A 20,235-nucleotide genomic window follows, 5' to 3' on the forward strand; every position below is an offset into this window, starting at 1 on the left:
CGCGCGCCATGGAGATCGTCACCGGCATCCTGGCCACCGCAGTGCTCGCGGGCGGCGTGCTGGCGCTGGCCGCCCTCGGGGAGGTGCTGGCCGAGCGGGTCGGCGTCGTCAATCTCGGCGTCGAGGGGCTGATGGCCTTGGGCGCCTTGACCGGCATCGCCACCGTCTCGGCGACCGCGAGTCCGACGCTCGGCTTCGTCGCGGCGCTCGGCGTCGGCTTCCTGTTCGGCTGCCTGTTCGCGCTCGCGACCGTGCTTCTGCGCGCCGACCAGGTCCTGTGCGGCCTGGCGCTCACGCTGCTCGGCACGGGCCTCGCCGCGACGGCCGGGCGCCCCTATGCCGGCTCGCCCGCGAAGGCCACGTTCGAGCCGGTGCCAATCCCTTACCTGAGCGAGCTGCCGGTCGTGGGGTCGGCACTGTTCTCCCAGAATTGGCTCGTCTACCTGATCTACTTCATCCTCCCGATCGCCATCCATTGGCTGATGTTCAAGACGCGCCACGGCCTGAACATGCGGGCGGTCGGCGAGAACCCCGCGGCTGCGGATGCCTCCGGCATTCCGGTCACGGCCATCCGCTTCTGGTACGTGGCGTTGGGGGCGAGCCTCGCCGGGGGCGCGGGCGCCTACCTGACGCTCGCCTTCGTTCCGTCCTGGTCGGAGGGCGTGGTCGCGGGCCGCGGCTGGATCGCGGTGGCGCTCGTGATCTTCGCGGGTTACCGCCCGCTCACGGCGGTGGCCGCCGCTCTGGTCTTCGGCGTCATCACGGCTTTGGGCTTCGTCGGCCAAGCCCGCGGCTGGCCGGTGGCGCCCGCGATCCTGTCGATGCTGCCCTATCTCGGCACCATCGCCTTCATCATCCTACCCGTGGTCGCGTGGCGGCGGCTCAAGCCGTTCTTCGCCGAGCCTGCGGCGCTCGCGCGGCCCTATCACCGCGACGTGCGCTGAGATTTCGATGCCGACGCTGCTCGTCCGCAACATCGCCCTTCTCGCGACCTTCGACGATGGCGGCCGCGAGATCGCCGACGGGGCGATCCTCGTGCGTGACAACGTGATCGAGGCGGTCGGCACCACGGCGGAACTGGCCGGGCGACAGGCGGACCGGACCATCGATCTGTCCGGCCACCTCGTCATGCCGGGCATGATCAACACCCACCATCACATGTACCAGAACCTCACCCGGGTCATGGTGCAGGACGACACGCTGTTCACCTGGCTCACCACGCTCTACCCCATCTGGGCGCGCCTCGACGACGCCGCGATCGCGGTCTCGGCCAAGGTGGCGATGGCCGAATTGATCGCCTCGGGCTGCACCACGAGTTCGGACCACCTCTACATCGCCCCCAACGACGTCACGCTCGATTCCACGATCCGCGCCGCGGGGGAGATCGGCCTGCGCTTCCACGCGGCGCGGGGCGCGATGTCCCGCGGCCAGAGCCAGGGCGGTTTGCCGCCCGATTCCTGCGTCGAGCGCGAGGAGGCGATCCTCAAGGACGCCGAGCGGCTGATCCACACGCATCACGATACCCGCCGCCACGCGATGACGCGGATCGTGATCGCGCCCTGCTCGCCCTTCTCGGTGACGCCGGGGCTGATGCGGGAGGCCGCGCAGCTGGCCCGCGCCCACGATGTCCATCTCCACGCCCATCTCGCCGAGGATCTCGACGAGGAGGCGTGGTGCGAGGCCGCTTTCGGCATGCGGCCCGTGGCCTTCGCGGAATCGGTCGGCTGGCTCGGCCCCGACGTCTGGTTTGCCCACGCCATCTTCTTCGACGCCGCCGAGATCGCGCAGTTCGCCCGGACCGGCACGGGCATGACGCATTGCCCCTCCGCCAATATGCGCTGCGGCCAGGGCATCGCCCGAATTCGCGAGATGCTCGATGCGGGCGTGACATGCGGGCTCGGCGTCGACGGCTCGGCCTCGAACGACACCTCGAACCTGTTCCTCGAGGCGCGCCTCGCCCAACTCCTCCAGCGCGTGGCGCCGACCCGCTACGGTTCGGAGAAACCCGGTGGGCGCGGCGGCTTCGGCGGCTCGCCGGGCGCGCTCTCGGCCCGTGAAGCGCTGACGATGGCGACCCGCGGCGGCGCGCGCCTGCTCGGGCGCGACGATGTCGGCCACCTCGGACCGGGCATGAGCGCCGATTTCATCGCGGTCAAGCTCGATCAGCTCGGGCTGTCCGGCACCCAGCGCGACCCCCTCGCCGCGATGGTGATGTGCGGCCCGTTCCGGGTCTCCCACTCGTTCATCGACGGCCGTCAGATCATTGCGGACGGAGCCTTCTGCAGCCTCGACGTCGAGGCGTTGCTGGCCGAGCACGCCGCCACGATGCGGCGGATCTGGCAATGACGGAGGAGATCGCCATGGCGACCGGCTCGGAGCTCGAACCCGCGGTGCGGGACGATTGGTACGTCGTCGGCGCCCTGACTCAGCTCGACCGGGGCGGTTGGACCACGCGGCTCCTCGGACAGAACGTCGTCGTGGAAGCGGGCGCGGAGGGCGCGCCGCCGAATGTGCGCGATGCAAGCGGGCGGGGGCTGCCCGTGCGTGAACTCTATGGTTGCGTCTGGACGAGCCTCGGGGCGCCGCGGGGCGAGCCGCCTCCGATCCCGGAGGCCGATGAGCCGGACCGGCGACACGTTGTCTGCGGCGCCGTCTCGGTGCGCGCCTCCGGCCTGCGCCTGGTCGAGAATTTCCTCGACATGGCGCATTTCCCCTTCGTCCATACCGACATCCTCGGCGCCGAGCCGCACACCGAGGTTGCGCAGTACACGAGCGAGATTCGGCGCGACGTCGACGAGGTCTGGGCGACGAATTGCACGTTCTTCCAGCCGCAGGCGGCAGTCTCGGCGACCGGGGGCCTGCTGACCCGCTACGAGTACCGCGTCGCCACGCCCTACGTCACGATGCTCTACAAGACTTGCCCCAATGCGGCGAACCGCTGGGACGTGATCTGCCTGTTCGTCCAGCCGCTCGATCCGGGCCGCTCGCGGGCCCATCCCGTGATGTTCCTCATCGATGAAGCCTCGCGCGACGCCGACCTCCTGGCCTTCCAGCAGATGATCTTCCTGCAGGATCGCATCATCCTCGAGAATCAGCGGCCCGTCCTCCTGCCGTTGGAGCCGCGGGCCGAAATCCCGACGCGGGCCGATTCGTCGTCGGTCGCCTACCGGCGCTGGCTGAAGGAGAAGAACGTCCGCTACGGCACGACGGCGCGCATCGCGACGTCGGCGGCGTAACGGCCACCGCTTACTCCTTCCAGAGAAAGCGATAGCGGGCCGGCGTACACGGCGACGGGCTCGATCGAGAGGGGGCGGATCCGCCGGGGTGCATTCTACGTCTCACCGACGGCTGTAAGTGGTGAGGCTGGGCCGACCCGAAGCCTCGCCCGCTGAAGCTGCCGGTGACCTCGCCGGACTTGGCTGTGCGGCGGCCATGACCGATGGGGTTCCCTCGTGCAGCGGAGCACCGTCAAGCTTGTCCCCGGCCATAATTGCGCCTACGCCTGATCAGCCCATGATCACAACAGATTTGATTTTTGGAATGATAATAAATCCGAAAATAGCTGCGTTCGCCAATGCCTGAAATATCGGGGAATGATCCTGTCTCGATCACCGATCTCCGTCTCACTGCGGCAGGATCGAGCCGAGAAACCGAACCGATGATCGAACCGAGAATCGCGTCGGATGCGCTCATGGAGGGGCGGCGCGAGATCGTGATCGTCCATGACGGGTCGAGCTACCGCCTCCGCATCACGAGCAACAACAAGCTGATCCTCACCAAATGACTGCTGATCCCTCCATGCCCGCCGTTTCGCGTCGTTCGATCCTTGGCGCCCTCGCCGGCTTCGGCCTCGGCGCGGCGATCCGACCGACCCGTGCCGCGGCCTCGGCCACGCGCATCGCCTCCCTCGGCGGAGCCGTCACCGAAATCCTCTGGCGCCTCGGTGCGGGCCCGCGGATCGCGATCGTCGACACGACCAGCGTCTATCCGGCCGAAGCTTTGCGCGAGAAGCCGAATGCCGGCTATCTCCGCGCATTGTCGGCGGAGGGCCTCCTCTCGGTCGGCCCGGACCTCGTGCTCGCGGCCGAGGGCGCGGGGCCGCCCGCGGTCCTCGATCAGATCCGAGAAGCCGGCATTCCGGTCACGATCATCACCGATCCGCCGACGGCGGAAGGGGTGCTGCACAAGATCCGGACGATCGGCCAGCAGGTCGGGCTCGAGGCGGAAGCCGAATCCCTGTGCCGAACGGTCGAGGCCGAATTCGCCGCCCTATCCCAACGGCGCGCCCGGATCGCACGGCCGGCACGTGCCCTCGTCGTGCTCTCCCTCGCCAGCGGGCGCGTCATGGCCGGCGGTCGCGACAGCACGGCGGACGGCATCCTCGCCCTGGCCGGTCTTCACAACGCCGCCGAGGGCCTCAGCGGCTTCAAGCCGATCACCGACGAGGCCATCATCGCCGCGGCGCCCGACGCGGTGATCGTGATGGCGAATGGGGGGCACGCCCTCGCCGCGGACACGGTGTTCGCCGCCGGCACGGCGCTCGCGCAGACGCCCGCTGCCGCCAGAAGCTGCCTCGTCGCCATGGACGGCCTCGCCCTCCTCGGCTTCGGCCCACGCACGCCGGAGACGGCGACCGCTCTGATGCGGGCGGTCTACCCGGACCTGCCCCGTGACTGAGAATCGCGGGAGGGCGGTCCCGGTCTTCGCCGGGCTCGGCCTGCTCGTCTCGGCAATCCTCCTGCTTTCCCTCAGCCTCGGCGCGATCTCCATCCCGCCGATGCGCATCCTCGACATCCTGGGGGGTGGATCGGGGTCGTCCGATCCGACCTGGGCACGGGACGCCCTCGTCGTCCTCAACCTGCGCTTGCCGCGGACCCTGCTCGGCCTGATGGTCGGTGCTGGGCTCGCCGTCTCCGGTGCCCTCATGCAGGGGCTGTTCCGCAATCCCCTCGCGGATCCGGCCTTGGTCGGCGTCTCGGCCGGAGCGGGTCTTGCCGCGGCCGCGGTGATCGTCCTCGGCGACCGCGTCCTGGCCGCCCTGAGCCTCCCCGGATCGATGCCCTATCTCGCGCTGCCGGCGGCGGCCTTCCTCGGCGGCCTCGCCACGACCTACGGCCTCTACCGTGTCGCCACCCGGTCCGGGCGTATCTCCGTGGCGACGATGCTGCTCGCCGGCATCGCCCTCGCGGCTCTGACCGGGGCCCTGACCGGGCTTCTCGTCTTCGCCAGCAATGATCGGCAATTGCGCGATCTGACCTTCTGGTCGCTCGGCAGCCTGTCCGGCGCCACTTGGACCAAGGTGGCGACGAGCGCCCCGGCGATCCTGCCGATTCTCCTGACGGTTCCGTTCCTCGGCCGCGGTCTCAACGCCCTGGTTCTCGGCGAGGCGGAGGCGTTCCACCTTGGGGTCGCCGTGGAGCGGCTGAAGCGGATCGTGATCGTGCTGGTCGCCCTCGCGGTCGGGGCGGGAGTCGCGGCGGCGGGGGTGATCGGCTTCGTCGGTCTCGTCGTCCCGCACGTGCTGCGCCTGCTGATCGGTCCGGAGCATCGGCGCCTGCTGCCGGCCTGCGCCCTCCTCGGCGGTGCGCTGCTGGTTCTGGCGGACATCATCGCCCGCCTCGTCGTCGCGCCGGCCGAATTGCCGATCAGCATCGTCACCGCGATCGTCGGAGCGCCCATCTTCCTGTGGCTGCTGCTGGGCCGGGGCGCGCTGGCCGATGCCTGAATGCCTTCGCGCCCAAGGTCTCGCCTACGCGGTGGCGGGGCGCCACCTCGTGGAAGACATTGATCTGACGATCGAGCCGGGCCGGATCTACGCCATCGTCGGGCCCAACGGCGCCGGCAAATCCACCCTGCTGCGGCTGCTAAGCGGCGAGCTGACGCCGAGCCGCGGCGGCGTCCGCTACGGAGGCGAGCCGATCGGCGCAATCCCGCCCTGGCGGCTCGCGGCGATGCGGGCGGTGATGCCGCAGGCCCTGAGGCTCGCCTTTCCCTTCAACGCCGCCCAGCTCGCACGGATCGGCCTCGACGGCATCGGCCGCGGCCTCAGCCGGCGCGCGCGGGACGCTATCGTGGATGACAGCCTCCGCCGGGCCGATGCGGATCATCTCGCGCATCAGGCCTATCCGACGCTCTCGGGCGGCGAGCAGGCGCGGGTCCAGTTCGCCCGGGCGCTGTGCCAGCTTGCCGCTGGCCGGACGCTGGCCATGCAGCAGGTGCTGTTCCTCGACGAGCCGACCGCGAGCCTCGATCTGCGTCACCAGACCGCACTTCTCGATGTCGCCGCCGAACTGGCGGCGACCGGCACGGCGATCGTCGCGATCCTGCACGATCTCAACCTCGCCGCGGCCTATGCCGATACCCTGGTGGTGATGCAGGCGGGCCGGATCGTCGCGCGGGGCACGCCCGCCACGGTGATGCGCGACGAACTCGTCGCCGCGGTGTTCGGCGTTCCCTGGCGCGTCGGACAGGTGCCGGAGGGCGGGCGTCCGTTCATCCTGCCGCGCCGCAGTGTTGCAGGCCAGCAACAAGAATGAGAGGCGGACGACAAGATTGGAATGGCCGTAAACTTATCGGCAGATAAGCAGTAATTGGACTAAATTGATCGTTTCGATGCAGTGTTGACTTGGTCCTGATCTCCGGCGCAGACCGAACAGGCGCCAGCCAGCCATCCGCCAGCCAGCCGCCCCCTCCCCATCTGGCCGGATGCCCCGATGTCGCCTGCGCCGCTTCGTGTCGCCCTCGCTCTCGGTACCTCGCTGCTCGCCCTCGACGCGGCCCAAGCGCAGGCCACCAACACACGGCCCATCGGCACCCAGCGCGACGTGGCGCGCAGAAATGCCCCCGTCGAAGAAGTGAGCCTCGACACGCTCTCCGTCACGGCGACGAAGACGGAACGCGCCGCCATCGATGCGCTGTCCGGAAGCAGCGTCGTTACCCGCGAGGCGATCGACCGCCTTCAGCCGAGCCGGCTCTCGGAGGTCTTGCGCGACGTGCCTGGCGTGACCACGCAGGGAAGCCAGAGCGATCCGGCCCAGGCGATCAATATCCGCGGGCTCCAGGATTTCGGTCGCGTCAACGTTCTGATCGACGGTGCCCGCCAGGACTTCCAGACCTCGGGCCACAGCGCCAACGGGGTGTTCTACCTCGATCCGGAACTCGTCGGCGGCGTCGACATCACCCGCGGGCCGAGTGCGACGATCTACGGTTCCGGCGCCATCGGCGGCGTCGTCGCGTTCCGCACCCGCTCCATCGACGACATCCTTGCCCCCGATGAGCGGGCCGGCATCGTGCAGACCCAGGGCTTCGGCAGCAACGGCCAGCGCTTCCTCAATTCAACCGCCATCGGCGCGCGCATCGGCACGGCGGCGGACGTGTTCGGGCAGTTCGTGTTCCGCAACAACGGCCCCTACCAGGATGGCCTCGGCCGCCGCATCGCCGATACGGGCAACGAGCTGAGCGCGGGTCTCGCGAAGATCAATCTCCGTCCGGCCGATGGCCACGAGATCTCCGGTACGGCGCTGCTTCAGCGCTTCGATTTCACCAATTCCGGCACCACCAATCGCGGCGCACGGTTTGCGAATGCGGTGCAGACCGACACCTATACCCTCGGCTACCGCTTCGCCCGGCCCGATGTGCCGCTCCTCGATGTCAGCATCCGCGGCTATTCCACCACGACGCAGAACGACCTGACCTTCCTTCAGGATTCGCAGAGGGGCACCTACGGCACCCTGGGCGTCCGGGCGGGCAACCGGATCACCTACGATCTCGAGACCCTCGGCTTCGACGTGCACAACACGGCCCGCTTCGACACTTGGGCTTTGGCCCATGCCCTCACGATCGGTGGTGACTATGTCGGCAATCGCGTCCGCACCACCGACAAGGCCGGCGGCTTCGGCGCTGCCTTCACCCCGTCGGGCGAGCGCAGCCTCGCCGGTGCCTTCGTGCAGGACGAGATCCGCTACAGTACGTGGCTGCGGGTGGTCGGCGCCTTGCGCTACGACCATTACGATCTCTCGGGCGGCGCCTACCGCTCCAGCGGCGATCGTCTCTCCCCGAAGATAACGGTCGGCGTCTCACCGTTTCCCGGCTTCGAGGTCTACGGAACCTACGCCGAAGGCTACCGCGCGCCGTCGATCACCGAGACGCTCATGCAGGGCATCCACCCGTTCCCGGCCTTCAGCATCCGGCCGAACCCGGCTCTGCGCCCGGAAACCGCCCACACCGTCGAGGGCGGCGTCAACCTGAAGTACAACGATGTGCTGAAGCCCGGCGACGTGTTCCGGGCCAAACTCAACGTCTTTCAAAATACGGTCGATGATTTTATCGGCATTCAGCCAGTTGGGTCCACCTATTTCGTTCCGGCCGTTGTCGGTATTCCCGCCTCGGTCTGCGCTCGCATCCCCGGGCGCTTCCCCTGCGTCATCCCCCAACGCGACGTGCAGTACCTGAATATCGCCCGGGCCGAACTCGACGGTGTCGAACTCGAGGGAGCCTACGATTGGGGTGGCGGCTTCGTCACCGTCGCGGCCACCCATACGGATGGGCGGAACCGGGCGACGCGAGAGACGCTGATCAGTGTCCCGCCGAACCGTGTGAGCGCCACGATCGGCCTGCGCTTCCTCAACGGCAATCTGACCCTGGCCAGCCGCCTCACCTTCGTCGAGGCACGGACCGGCCTGCCGTCCGGCGTCACCCTTTCGCCGACCAAGGCCTATGGCCTCGTCGATCTGATGGCCACCTACGTCGTCAACGATCATGTGAAGGCGGACTTCGTCCTGCAGAACGCGCTCGACAAGCGCTACACGCAGTACCTCAATGCCCTGCCGAGCCCGGGCCTGACCGCCAAGGCCGCGATCAGCATCAAGTTCGCGACGCATTGAACCTCGGGGGGGGGCGCGTCCTGCCTACCCCGCGGCGTTTGCCCTCTATGCGCGCTTCGACGGCTTCGCGCCGATCGATCCGCAAGGCGGCGGCGCGCCATTGATCGCGCGTAAACGCCATCGCCGAGCTTGAGATGCGAGCCTCGCACCGCCTGTGCTATGGCCGCCCGTGAGGTTGTGCCGTCGCTCCGGCGGTGCGCCTCGATCGGATGCGCCTGGGCTGTGCAGGCGAGGCGAAAGCGAAATCGGTGCGTGACCTCCTGACCGCGCTCGCGGGCGCCGTCGTGCTGATCCTCGTGGCGGCGCTCGCCGTGCCGCCCTTCATCGACTGGTCGGGCCAGCGCGCGCTGATCGACCGGGCGATCGCGCAATCCCTCGGCACACCGGCTTCCAGCGCCGGCGCGATCGATCTGCGGCTCCTGCCCTCCCCGCATCTCCGCCTCGACCAATTGCGCCTCGGTGCCGAGGACGGACCATCCCTCGAAGCCCGGCAGGTCGATGCGGAAATCGCCCTCTCGCCCCTGCTCAAGGGCGAGGTGCGCTTCACGCGCACGTCCATCGAACGGGCCCGCGTCACCCTGCCGGTGGCCGACGACGCCCTGCTTCTGCCGCGCGGCGGTGAGACGCCGCGCCGGGACGTGGTCATCGATGCGCTCACCGTCCGTCACCTCTCCGTCGCGACGTGGCGCGACGGCGCTGAGCCGAGCGAGATCTGGGCCGCCGATGACGTGCGGCTGCGCGCCCCCAACCTGGCCGGGCCGTGGCTCGCCGAGGGGATGGTAGCGGGAAGCCCGTTCCATCTCGCCACCGGCGTCGTAACGTCGGATGGCACGCTCAATCTGAAGTTCACCGGCGGCGGCGACACGCTGCCGCGACTCGAGGCCGATGCCCGCCTCACCTTTAAGCCGGAGGCCGTCGAGGGGGGGGCGCAGGCCCGCCGCGGCCTCGTGCCCGAAGCCGAGGGCTCGGCGAAGCTCACCGTCGGTCCTCCGGTCCAGGCGGCGGGCGATTACCTCCCGTCGACGCTGGCCGGAAAGTTCGAGGCGCGCGGCACGGTCGTGAACGCCAAGAGCGTGGAACTCGAACTCGATCCGGGCGGCAAGGCGGCGCGCCTGTCAGGCACCGGTCGGATCGATTGGCGGGAGGGCCGCGCCGGGCTGGACCTGCGCACCCGCCGTCTCGACCTCGACGGGCTGCTGCTGACGCCGGGCGGCCGGGCGCTGCTGTCGCGAGGCGCGGGCGGCCTTGCCCCTTCGCTGGCGATGATGCTCGACCTCGATCTCAAGGCCGAGAGCGTGGCGCTCGGCCTGGACGATTGGTCCGACGTGGCGTTCCGCGGCACGTTCGATCGATCCGGCGGATTGGTGCTGCGCCGCTTCTCGGGGCTGGCTCCGGGCGCCGCCACCGTCTCGGCGACCGGAGAGATCGATCTCTCCGCCTCGGCCCGCTTCACCGGCCATCTCGACATCGCGGCGCGCAACTCCGAGGGTCTCGGGCGCTATCTCGGGCGGCTCGGCGCGGAGGATGCCGTCGCCTCACTGCTCGACGGGCGGACGCTCGACCTCGGGGCCGACCTGTCCTCCACCGCTACCGACCTGTCCCTGCGCAATCTGCGCTTGGCGCTGGGCCCGGTGCGGGTCACGGGCAATGCCGCCTACACCCGCCCGCAGGCCGGACGGCGCGGTCGGCTGGAGGCGCAGATCGCGGCCAACGGCATCGATATCGCCGAAATGCCCCCGGCCAGCCGCCTGATGGAAAGCCTCGACCGGCACGACCTCGGCCTGACGCTCAGTGCCCGCGACGTCCGCTACGGCGCCTCGGGCGGCGCGGGCGGCACCATCATGGTGCGGCTGCAATCCGATGGGGCGAGCCTCGTCGTCGACAGCCTGGAGATTGCCGATCTCGCCGGGGCCAGCGCCAAGCTCGCCGGCCGCATCGCCCCGGACGGTTCGGGCAAGATCGAGGGCCGGGTCTCCGCACCCAAGGCTGCCCCCCTCCTGGCGCTGCTGGAACGCGGCTTCCTGGCGGAGGCGCGGCTGGTGCCCCGCGCCTTCCGCGAGGCCGGGCTCGATCTCGATCTGACGCTCGAGCGGGAATCTGGCGAGGCCGATGCCTTGCGCGCCCAGGCCCGCGGCAAAGCCGGCGGCGGCGAGATCGAGGCTTCGGCTCTGATCCGGGCCGGACGGATCGACAATCTCGCCGCCCGGCTCGACGTGGCCCGGGCCGGCCTCTGGTTCGGTCGCGACGATATCGCCGCGTTGCGCCAACCCGCCCGCCTGCGCTTGACCGGCACGCGGTCGCCCGGGGCGGAGACGACTCGGCCGAACGAGGAGCGCCTCGCGCCGGAGGTGGCACCGGTCGTAGTATCCCTGGCCCTCACGATCGAGGGAGCGTTTCCGGGCCTGAGCCTCGCCTCGCAAAAGCCGATCCTGCTCGATGTGTCCGGTCGCCCCCCGCTCTCGGGGGAGGTCCGAATCGAAGGCACCGACCTCACGCCCTATCTGGCCCTGACCGGTGCAGTGGTGTCCGGCGCCGGACCCTTGCCCGCTTCGGGCACCCTCGCCCTGTCGCGTCGGGGCGAGGCGCTGCATCTCGATCTGACGGGTCAGGCCGCCGGATCCGACATCACCGCTGCCCTCGACCGCCATCAGGATGGGGCGGTGACGGGCGCGGTGTCCCTCGGACGGCTTTCCCTGCCGGCCCTGACCACCGCCCTGATCCTGCCCACGGACCCCCGGGGCACCCGGTTCGCCCCGGCGCCGGATCTGCCGCGGGCCAATCTCGATCTCAAGATCGGCCGACTGGATCTTGGCCGCGGATATGTCGCCGAGGCGGCGGCCTTCCGGTTGCTCCGCGAGGGCGATGCCCTTCGCATCGGCGACCTCACCGCCGGCCTCGGCGGCGGGCGGATCGGCGCGAGCGTGACGGTGACGCGGCCGGCCGGTGCCGCCTCGGTCTCGGGGGAAGCCACGCTGTCGGACGTGAACCTCGCCCAGATCGTCGAGGGCGGACGCCTCGCCGCGACATTGTCCGGGGGATTGCGCTTCAGCGCCTCCGGCCCGAACCCCGCTGCGCTCACCGACGACCTTTCCGGCAATGGCGACATCCGGCTTTCACAGATCCGCCTGCCCGAGGCCGATCCTGCCGCCCTCGACCGGGCGCTCGTCCGGGCGCTGGCCGAGGACGATCCCCTCCGCGACGGCCGCCCCCAGGCGCTCGTCTCGGAAGAGTTCTCCGCCGCACCGCTCGTCGCCAAGGGACCGGCGACCGCCGCCGTCACTCTGGTCGGCGGCGTGCTGCGCTCCGCCCCGTTCGGGCTCGATCTCGGACCCGCCCGCTGGAACGGCACCTTCGGGGTCGATCTGCGCAGCGGAAGCCTCGACGCCAAGGGAATTCTCACCAGCCTGTCGGCGCCGAAGGGCTGGTCCGGTGCGCCGCCTGCCGTCCAGCTCGGCTTTTCCGGTCCGCTCGGCGCGCCCGAGCGCCGCGTCGATGCCGCCCCGCTGACGACGGGCCTCGCCGCCCTGGTGCTCCAGCGCGAACTCGAGAAGATCGAGCTGTTCGATGCCGACCAGGCCGAGCGCCAACGCCGCCGCGCCCGCATCGAGATGGACCGCGCGCGGGCCGCGGCCGAGGAGTCGGCGCGTCTGGCGCGGATCAAGGCGCAGCAGGCCGCCGAGGAGGCCGCCCGGCGTCAGCGCGAGGCCGAGGAGACGGCGCGCCGCCAGCGCGAGGTGGAGGATTTGGCCCGTCGCGCCCGACAGGACGCGGAGCCGTCACCGGAGACTCCCGCGCCCCTCGACATCACGCCGCCGGGCGTGCGGCCGTGAGCGTCGGCGGCCTCATGCCGCCGCCGCGCCCTTGATCCGCACCGGGCCGACCGTTGCATCCCCGATGCGCAGGCGAAGGCGCTCCACGTCCTCGGGATTGTTCGAGATCAGGTCGGTGATGTCCCCGTCGACCAGCGCGTCGACGTGGCGGCAGCGGCGACGATGGGTGCCCGCCGGGCAGGAGCAGCGCAGGTAGGGTCCCCCCGCGCTCTCCTCGAACACCACTACGTAGCGGTTGCCGGTGCTGCCGCGCAGGGAGAAGCGCAGATCCGCCGCCGCGACCGGGGGCGTGACGCCCGCCACCCGCAGCGCCTGGGCCGAGGTCGAGCGGACGAGGTCGCGGCGGGGCGCGTTGATGGCGCGGATCGGTGTGAGGCCGAGACCGCGGACGAGGTCGGGCACGTCGCGGGCACCGGTCTCGCGCACGGCGGCGAGGGCGATCTCGGCGCAGGCAAAGGCGTCCTCGCCCGCATCATGGTGCTCGAAGCGGATGCCGAGGCGGCCCGCGACCTTTGACAGCCCACAGCCGGCCGGATCCGGAAAGATGCGCCGGGCGATCTGGAGCGTGCAATGGCCGGTCAGGGTCGGCACCGGCTCGCCGTAGGCGCCGAGCGAGGCAGCCAGCACGCCCATGTCGAAGCCGGCATTGTGGGCGAGCACGAGGCCGCCCGCGAGATCGGGCAGGAACGGCGCCATCGCCTCCGGGAAGGTCGGCGCGTCGCGGACGTCGGCGGGCAGGATCCCGTGGATACGGATGTTGCCCGGGGAGAACCGCATCTGCGGCGGCCGGATCAGCCGCGATTCCCGCCGCACGACGCGACCGCCCTCGATCCAGGCGAGCCCGACCGCACAGGCGCTGTCGCGCCGCTCGTTGGCGGTCTCGAAGTCGATCGCGACGACGTTCATCGCGGGAGATTAGGGGCCGAGGCGGGGCGCCCGCAAGATATGGGCGTGCAACCATCGTCGTGGGCAGCCTGCGCCGGATGTCGTGATCGGCCCCCGTCGATCCGGTGGCGGTCCGCGCCGTTACCCCGGACCACAGGGTTCATCCGGGGACCGCCATGACCGATGTTTCACGTCGCAGCCTCATCGCCGCCGCCGGTGGGGTCGCCAGCGGAATCGCGTGGAAAGCCGGCGGCGCACGGGCCGCCGAGAGCCCGAAAGGTGCCGACATCCTCGGCCCGCGCAACCCGTCCCGCGAGGCGCAGGAGCCGTTCACCCTCCACCCGCCGCAGACCGATCACGGCACCATGCCGAACCTGAAATGGTCGTTCGCCGACAGTCACATGCGGCTGGAGGATGGCGGTTGGGCCCGGCAGACCACCATCCGCGAACTCCCGATCTCCAAGGCCATGGCCGGCGTGAACATGCGGCTCAAGGCCAATGCGGTGCGCGAGATGCACTGGCACAAGGAGGCGGAGTGGGCCTACATGATCAAGGGACGGGCCCGCATCACCGCCATCGACCCGGCGGGACGGACCTTCGCCGACGATGTCGGCGAGGGCGACCTCTGGTACTTCCCCAGCGGTATCCCGCATTCGATCCAGGGTCTGGAGAGCGAGATCGACGGCTGCGAGTTCCTGCTCGTGTTCGATGACGGCGGCTTCTCCGAGGATTCGACCTTTCTCATCAGCGACTGGCTGGCGCATACGCCCCGCGACGTCATCGCCAAGAATCTCGGTTTGCCGGAGAGCGCCCTCGCCGGCCTGCCGGAGAAGGAACTTTACATCTTCCCTGGGCCGAAGCCGGGACCGCTGGCGGAGGACCGGATGGGTGGGGCCGGCCCGGTGCCGCAAAAGTTCAGCCATCGCATGCTGGCGCAGGAGCCGATCCGCAGCCGCGGCGGAACGGTACGGATCACCGATTCCTCGGTCTTCCCGGCCTCCGCGACCATTGCGGCGGCGCTGGTGGAACTGGAACCGGGGGCCCTGCGCGAGCTGCACTGGCACCCCAACGGCGACGAGTGGCAATACTACCTCTCGGGCCAGGGGCGGATGACCGTGTTCGGCTCCGAATCGAAGGCCCGAACCTTCGACTATCGCGGCGGCGACGTCGGCTACGTGCCCTTCGCCATGGGTCACTACATCGAGAACACCGGCACCGAACCGCTGGTCTTCCTCGAGATGTTCAAGAGTCCGCGCTACGCCGATCTCTCCCTGCGGCAATGGATGGCGCTGACGCCGCACGCTCTGGTGCAGGCCCATACCCGGATCGACCGCGCCTCGATCGACGGCCTGCCCACGGAGAAGTCACCGGTCCTGCCGGGCTGACACTCCCGCCTTCGTCTCACCCCGGCCTGCCGAGGCGACGGTCGAAGATGGTGCGGACCTCGAGCCGCTCGGCCTCCAGCTGAGCCGCGAGGGCCTTCGCGTCGGGAAGGTTGGCCGCGCGGGCGAGGCGCGCCATCGCCACGGGGGAGGCTTGGGTCGGATCGCCCTCGACCATCAGGCGCTGCCAGTGATGCACGTCGTCCAAATGGCGGTAGGCGCGGCCCAACACCTCCGCCTCGCCGCCCTCCAGCAGGCCGGCTTGCGCCGCCCGCTTGAACAGGGCGGGGGCATCGAGGCCGATCAGATCGGGATGGTCGTGGGCATGGGCGAGCACCAGGGCTTGGCCCAGGAAATCGAGATCGAGCAGGCCGCCGGGGGTGAGCTTCAGATCGAGGGGGCCGTGATCGCCCTTCTCGCGCTCCACGGTAGCGCGCATGTCGCGCACGGCGCGATAGACGCTGTGCGCGTCGCGGGGGCGGCGCAGGGCCTCGTCGATCACCGCCGCGGCATCCGCGGCAAGCGCGGCGTCGCCCGCGATCACCCGGGCACGGGTGAGCGCCATGTGCTCCCACAGCTCCGCCTCCTCGCTCTGATAGGCTTTGAAGCTGCGGAATTGCGTCGCCGTCGCGCCCTGGCCGCCGCCGGGCCGCAGGCGGAGATCGACCTCGTAGAGCAGGCCGCGCCGGGTCGGGGCCGTCAAGGCGGCGACCAGGCGCTGCGTCAGCCGATTATAGGCCACCGCCGCGTCCAGGGGCTTGGGGCCGGCGCTGGTGCGGTCGTCCGGGTCGAAATCGTAGAGCACGACGAGATCGAGATCGGACTCCGCCGTCAGCTGTCGGCTGCCGAGGCGGCCATAGCCGATGACGACGATCCGCCCCCCCGGCACCGCGCCGTGCTCCGCGAGGAACTTCGCCGCGACCGTTTCCAAAGCCGTGGCGATCGCCGCGTCGGCAATGGCCGAGAAGGCCTCGCCCGCGCCCTGGGGCCTCAGGATGCCGGAGAGCAGCCGGGCACCGGCCACGAAGCGAAGCTGACGCGCCGCATCGCGGCTGCGGTCGAGGAAGATCTCATGGTCGTCCGGGCGGCCGAGCAACGCCCGGTAATGGGCGGCGATGCCGGCGGGATCGATGACCGGATCGCCGAAATCCGGGTCGATCACCGCGTCGAGCACGTGCGGGCTGAAGGCGACGGTGCCGGCGAGCCGCGGCGCGCTGCCCAGGAGGTCGGCGAAGAGCAGCCGCAGCCGCTCATGCTCGCGCAGGATGGTGAGGAGTTCGACGGCCGCCGGCATACGGCCGAAGGCGCGGTCGAGATTGGCCAGAGCCGCATCCGGATCCGGCGTGCCGGACAAGGCCTTCAGAAGCGCGGGCACGAGTTCCGTGAGCACCTCGCGGGCGCGGGGGCTGCGCACCGCGGCGCGGCGGCCGAAATGCCAGCCGCGCACGGTCTCGGCCACCGTCTCCGGTTCGCGGAAGCCGAGGCTGCGCAACGTCGCCAGGGTCGCCGGATCGTCGGCCGCGCCGCTGAAGACGAGGTCGCCCACCTCCGACGACAGGTCGGGGGCCGCCTCGAACAGCAGGGCGTAATGGGCCTGAACCCGCCGCGCGTGACCGAGCAGGGCGGCCTCGAAGGCGGGCCGGTCGGGAAAGCCGGCGAAGCGGGCGAAGGCGTCGAGCTCGGCCGGATCGGTCGGCAGGCGCTGGGTCTGCTCGTCGCGCACCATCTGGAGCCGGTGCTCGATGGTGCGCAGGAAGGTGTAGGCTGCTCCGAGTTCGTCGCGCGCCTCCTGCGAGATCCAGCCATCGTCGTGGAGGCGCGCCAGCATCGGGACGGTGGAGCGCCCGCGCAGGATCGGGCGCCGTCCGCCGAAGACGAGCTGCTGGGTCTGCACGAAGAACTCGATCTCGCGGATGCCGCCGCGGCCGAGCTTGATGTCGTGACCGGCGACGGCGAGCGCCTCGTGGCCGCGCACGGCGTGGATCTGGCGCTTCATCGCGTGCACGTCGGCGATCGCCGCGAAGTCGAAGTACTTGCGCCAGACGAAGGGCGTCAGTTCGGCCAGGAACCGTTCGCCCGCCGGGATGTCGCCGGCGATCGGCCGGGCCTTGATGAAGGCCGCCCGCTCCCAGTTCTGCCCGGTCGTCTCGTAATAGATATAGGCCGAGGCGAGGCTGAGCGCCGTCGGCGTCGAGCCGGGATCGGGGCGGAGCCGGTAATCGACCCGGTGGACATAGCCGTCGCGGGTCCGCTCCTGCAGGAGCTTGGCCGCGCCCTGCGCGAGGCGGGTGAAGAACGGCGTCGGCTCCAGACCCTCCTTGAGCGGCGCGATCTCGGGATCGAAGAAGACGATCAGGTCGATATCGCTGGAGTAATTGAGCTCCCGCCCGCCGAGCTTGCCGAGGCCGAGCACCACGAGACCGGAGCCGGCCTGCGGGTTCTCACGGTCGGCCGGGTGAAACCGTCCGGAGGCGGCGGCCTGGAACAGGAGCGCGTCGAAGGCCGCCGTGACCGAGGCATCGGCGAAGTCCGAGAGCGCGGCGGTGATCCGTTCCAGCGGCCACGCCCCGCCGATATCCGCGAGCGCCACCAGAAGCGCGTGCTCGGCCCGGTTCCGGCGCAGGATCTCGCTGACCGCTTCGAGATCGGGCGCTGCGCCGTCCTGTCCGCGTCCTGCAATCCGCTGCTCCCGGAGGATGCGTGCATCGGATTCCTCGGGCGGCGTCCGAAGCAGTCGGGCGAGGCGGTCGGGGTCGCGGGCGGCGAGCGACCACAGGAACGGCGAGTGCTCGGCCAGGGCCAGCAGGAGACCGCGCGCCGGCCCGTCGCGGAGTTCGGCCGGCAGGGCCTCGGCCACCTCGGCGAGGCGCGCCTCGGCCGCCACCGGATCGGAGAGCGGCGGCATCGGCCCGAGGCACTGGATCCACGGAGCGCGGCTGCCATCGCGCTGGGCAATCTGCCCGTTTTCTGGCCTGCTCATATCGGTCCGCCGCGCCCGTGCCCGCCGCCGCCTCGCGGCCCTGCCCATCAAGCGCGCAATGCGAGCGCCTTCAAGGGGCAGAGGCGTCGGCACCCGGCAGCGTCAGGGTGACGGCGAGGCCGGGGGCGTTGTCGCTCAGCGTCAGGCTGCCGCCGTGGAGACGCGCCACCGCGTTGACGAGGCTGAGCCCCAGGCCGAAGCCGGGACGGGAGCGGGCCGCGTCGAGGCGAACGAAGCGGTCGAGGACGCGGGCGCGTTCGGCTTCGGGTACGCCCGGTCCCTGATCGGCGACGCGCAGAGCCACCGCCTCGCCCGCTCGGCGCGCCGAGACGGTGATCTCCGGTCCGCCGGACACGCCGTACTTGATCGCGTTGTCGATGAGGTTGGCCAGGGCCTGCCCGACCAGCTCGCGATTGCCCCTCAGCGGCAGGTTCGGCGCGACGTCGAGGGCGATGTGCAGGCCCCGCTCCTCGGCCAGGGGCTCGTAGAGTTCGGCCATCTCCCGCGCCACCTCGCCGGCGTCGAAGGATGTGCCGGCCGCGTCCGGGGTGTTGCCGGCCTCCAGGCGGGCGATGGTGAGGAGCGCGTTGAAGACGCGGATCAGCCCGTCGCCGTCCTCCACGATCCCCTCGATCGCGGCCCTGAGCGCCTCCGGGGTCTCGGCCGTGCGCAGGGCTTCGTCGGCGCGGTTGCGCAGGCGGGTGAGCGGGGTCTTCAGATCGTGGGCGATGTTGTCGGAAACCTCGCGCATGCCCCGCATCAATTCGCCGATGCGTTCCAGCATGAGGTTGAGGTTCTGGGCGAGGCGGTCGAGTTCGTCGCCGCTGCCCGAGACGCGGAGGCGTCCGTCGAGGTCTCCCGCCATGATGGTGCGGGTCGTCTCGGTCATGTCGTCGACGCGCTTGAGCACCCGGCTCGCCACGAACCAGCCGCCGACGACCCCGAGCACCAGAACCAGGGCGAGCGACGAGCCGAAGGTGTTGCCGATGGCGTCGCGGAGGCGGTCGCGCTCCTCGGTGTCGCGGCCGACCAGCAGGCGGAAACCGCCGGCCAGGGTGTAGACCCGCATGATCGCCCGGTGCTCCGCATGGGCGGATTCCGAGCCGCGACCGTAGGGGCCGTCATACTGGCCGGGCGTCGACAGGATGCCGCTCGGCACGCGGTTGACGTTGCCGACGATCTGCTCGCCAGCGGGCGTGGTGACGAGGTAGAGCGAGGCGCCGGGCTCCTTGGCCCGGCGCTCCACCACGGCGATGAGCCGGCGCAGGCCCCCGGCCGTGTACTGCTCCGACAGACCGTTGATCTCGGCCTCGATGGTCGAGACGATCTGATCGTCGAGGATGCGGCGGGCGTTCCAGGCGACGTAGCCCAGCCCGATGCTCGCCAGCAGCGCGAACAGGACGAGATAGGCGAGCGACAGCTTGAAGGCCGTCGTGCGCAGCACCTTCTGCAACCGGGCGCGCAGGCCCTCGCTGGGTCGGGCGTTGGGCCGATCGACGGGCCCGGTCACGACCCGCCGGGCTCCTCCGTCCGCACGACGTAGCCGGCACCGCGCACGGTGTGGATCATCGGCCGGTCGAAGCCGCGGTCGATCTTTCCCCGCAGGCGCGAGACGTGGACGTCGATGACGTTGGTCTGCGGGTCGAAATGGTAGTCCCAGACATTCTCCAGCAGCATCGTGCGGGTCACGACCTGGCCGGCATGGCGCATCAGGTATTCGAGCAGGCGGAACTCGCGGGGCTGAAGCAGGATCTCGCGCCCGCCCCGGCTGACCCGGTGGGAGAGCCGATCCAGTTCGAGATCGCCGACCCGGTAGGCGGTGGGCTCGGCCGCACCCGCGGGACCGGCCTGGCGGCGGGCCAGCACTTCGGTGCGGGCGAGCAGCTCCGAGAAGGCATAGGGCTTCGGGAGATAGTCGTCGCCGCCAGCGCGCAGCCCCTTCACCCGGTCGTCGACCTGACCGAGAGCGGAGAGGATCAGCACCGGCGTCGCGATGCCCTGCTCGCGCAGCGACCGCACGAGGGACAGCCCGTCGAGCTTCGGCAGCATCCGATCGACGATCAGCACGTCGTAGGCGCCCTCGCGGGCGAGCGCGTAGCCGTCGAGGCCGTCAGCGGCCTGATCGACCGTGTGCCCGGCCTCGCGAAAGGCCTTGGCGAGATAGGCGGCGGCCTCGCGGTCGTCCTCGATGATGAGCAGGCGCATCGGGCTTCGGTCGATCAGGCTGGGGTGCCGGGGCCGAACGAGGCCCGACCCGGCACCCTTCGATGTAAGGC

General features: G+C 70.5%; 14 protein-coding genes. 10 read left to right on the forward strand and 4 right to left on the reverse strand.

Features of this window, described 5'->3' with window-relative positions:
* Positions 1-8: 8 nt before the first annotated feature.
* From OWC43_RS18975 to OWC43_RS19015, 9 genes are all read left to right on the forward strand, one after another.
* Positions 9-944 carry an ABC transporter permease gene (locus tag OWC43_RS18975; RefSeq protein ID WP_137828055.1) on the forward strand — a complete coding sequence of 312 codons (936 nt, stop codon included), beginning with the start codon at positions 9-11 and terminating at the stop codon, positions 942-944.
* A gap of 7 nt (positions 945-951) precedes the next feature.
* On the forward strand, positions 952-2,346 hold the full coding sequence (locus tag OWC43_RS18980) for an 8-oxoguanine deaminase (RefSeq protein WP_393957821.1): 1,395 nt from the start codon (positions 952-954) through the stop codon (positions 2,344-2,346).
* Positions 2,343-3,236, forward strand: coding sequence for an aromatic ring-hydroxylating dioxygenase subunit alpha (locus OWC43_RS18985; protein ID WP_393957822.1), 894 nt, complete (start codon positions 2,343-2,345; stop codon positions 3,234-3,236). Before OWC43_RS18980 ends, OWC43_RS18985 begins: the two co-directional genes overlap by 4 nt.
* Before the next feature lie 422 nt (positions 3,237-3,658).
* Entirely contained in the window at positions 3,659-3,784 is a 126-nt protein-coding gene (hemP, locus tag OWC43_RS18990; protein ID WP_393957823.1) for a hemin uptake protein HemP, read from the forward strand.
* Positions 3,785-3,798: 14 nt separating this feature from the next.
* Positions 3,799-4,677 (forward strand): hemin ABC transporter substrate-binding protein, encoded by an 879-nt coding sequence (locus tag OWC43_RS18995; RefSeq protein ID WP_393957824.1) that lies wholly within the window; start codon positions 3,799-3,801, stop codon positions 4,675-4,677.
* Positions 4,670-5,725: a FecCD family ABC transporter permease gene (locus OWC43_RS19000; protein ID WP_393957825.1), complete on the forward strand. Its 1,056-nt coding sequence runs from the start codon at positions 4,670-4,672 to the stop codon at positions 5,723-5,725. Before OWC43_RS18995 ends, OWC43_RS19000 begins: the two co-directional genes overlap by 8 nt.
* Positions 5,718-6,536 (forward strand): heme ABC transporter ATP-binding protein, encoded by an 819-nt coding sequence (locus OWC43_RS19005; RefSeq protein WP_393957826.1) that lies wholly within the window; start codon positions 5,718-5,720, stop codon positions 6,534-6,536. Before OWC43_RS19000 ends, OWC43_RS19005 begins: the two co-directional genes overlap by 8 nt.
* Positions 6,537-6,713: 177 nt before the next feature.
* On the forward strand, positions 6,714-8,882 hold the full coding sequence (locus OWC43_RS19010) for a TonB-dependent hemoglobin/transferrin/lactoferrin family receptor (RefSeq protein ID WP_393957828.1): 2,169 nt from the start codon (positions 6,714-6,716) through the stop codon (positions 8,880-8,882).
* A 248-nt stretch (positions 8,883-9,130) separates the two neighbouring features.
* Positions 9,131-12,712, forward strand: a complete 3,582-nt coding sequence (locus tag OWC43_RS19015; RefSeq protein WP_393957829.1) for an AsmA family protein — start codon at positions 9,131-9,133, stop codon at positions 12,710-12,712.
* Between the two features lie 12 nt (positions 12,713-12,724).
* Here the strand turns inward: OWC43_RS19015 and OWC43_RS19020 are convergent, their stop codons facing one another.
* Complete coding sequence (locus tag OWC43_RS19020) at positions 12,725-13,618, reverse strand: 3'-5' exonuclease (RefSeq protein WP_393957830.1); 894 nt, start codon at positions 13,616-13,618, stop codon at positions 12,725-12,727.
* Between the two features lie 155 nt (positions 13,619-13,773).
* On the opposite strand from OWC43_RS19020, the gene OWC43_RS19025 reads away from it, so the two are divergent.
* Positions 13,774-14,982: an oxalate decarboxylase family bicupin gene (locus OWC43_RS19025; RefSeq protein WP_393957831.1), complete on the forward strand. Its 1,209-nt coding sequence runs from the start codon at positions 13,774-13,776 to the stop codon at positions 14,980-14,982.
* A 16-nt stretch (positions 14,983-14,998) separates the two neighbouring features.
* Here the strand turns inward: OWC43_RS19025 and OWC43_RS19030 are convergent, their stop codons facing one another.
* The 3 genes from OWC43_RS19030 to OWC43_RS19040 form a co-directional block, all read right to left on the reverse strand.
* Positions 14,999-17,959, reverse strand: coding sequence for a bifunctional [glutamine synthetase] adenylyltransferase/[glutamine synthetase]-adenylyl-L-tyrosine phosphorylase (locus tag OWC43_RS19030; RefSeq protein WP_393957832.1), 2,961 nt, complete (start codon positions 17,957-17,959; stop codon positions 14,999-15,001).
* Between the two features lie 70 nt (positions 17,960-18,029).
* The gene (locus OWC43_RS19035; protein ID WP_393957833.1) at positions 18,030-19,469 is read right to left on the reverse strand and encodes a sensor histidine kinase; all 1,440 of its coding nucleotides are present in this window, start codon (positions 19,467-19,469) and stop codon (positions 18,030-18,032) included.
* Positions 19,466-20,164 carry a winged helix-turn-helix domain-containing protein gene (locus tag OWC43_RS19040; protein ID WP_393957834.1) on the reverse strand — a complete coding sequence of 233 codons (699 nt, stop codon included), beginning with the start codon at positions 20,162-20,164 and terminating at the stop codon, positions 19,466-19,468. Before OWC43_RS19040 ends, OWC43_RS19035 begins: the two co-directional genes overlap by 4 nt.
* Positions 20,165-20,235: the final 71 nt, after the last annotated feature.

This window comes from Methylorubrum sp. POS3, assembly GCF_043352485.1.
Taxonomy (GTDB): Bacteria; Pseudomonadota; Alphaproteobacteria; order Rhizobiales; family Beijerinckiaceae; genus Methylobacterium; species Methylobacterium suomiense.

Coding starts and splice junctions, on each gene's coding strand:
- OWC43_RS18975 (WP_137828055.1), top strand. CDS start 9: ATGGAGATCGTCACCGGCATCCTGGCCACCGCAGTGCTCGCGGGCGGC.
- OWC43_RS19020 (WP_393957830.1), bottom strand. CDS start 13,618: ATGAACGTCGTCGCGATCGACTTCGAGACCGCCAACGAGCGGCGCGAC.
- OWC43_RS19025 (WP_393957831.1), top strand. CDS start 13,774: ATGACCGATGTTTCACGTCGCAGCCTCATCGCCGCCGCCGGTGGGGTC.
- OWC43_RS19005 (WP_393957826.1), top strand. CDS start 5,718: ATGCCTGAATGCCTTCGCGCCCAAGGTCTCGCCTACGCGGTGGCGGGG.
- OWC43_RS19030 (WP_393957832.1), bottom strand. CDS start 17,959: ATGAGCAGGCCAGAAAACGGGCAGATTGCCCAGCGCGATGGCAGCCGC.
- OWC43_RS18985 (WP_393957822.1), top strand. CDS start 2,343: ATGACGGAGGAGATCGCCATGGCGACCGGCTCGGAGCTCGAACCCGCG.
- OWC43_RS18995 (WP_393957824.1), top strand. CDS start 3,799: ATGCCCGCCGTTTCGCGTCGTTCGATCCTTGGCGCCCTCGCCGGCTTC.
- OWC43_RS19010 (WP_393957828.1), top strand. CDS start 6,714: ATGTCGCCTGCGCCGCTTCGTGTCGCCCTCGCTCTCGGTACCTCGCTG.
- OWC43_RS19040 (WP_393957834.1), bottom strand. CDS start 20,164: ATGCGCCTGCTCATCATCGAGGACGACCGCGAGGCCGCCGCCTATCTC.
- hemP (WP_393957823.1), top strand. CDS start 3,659: ATGATCGAACCGAGAATCGCGTCGGATGCGCTCATGGAGGGGCGGCGC.
- OWC43_RS18980 (WP_393957821.1), top strand. CDS start 952: ATGCCGACGCTGCTCGTCCGCAACATCGCCCTTCTCGCGACCTTCGAC.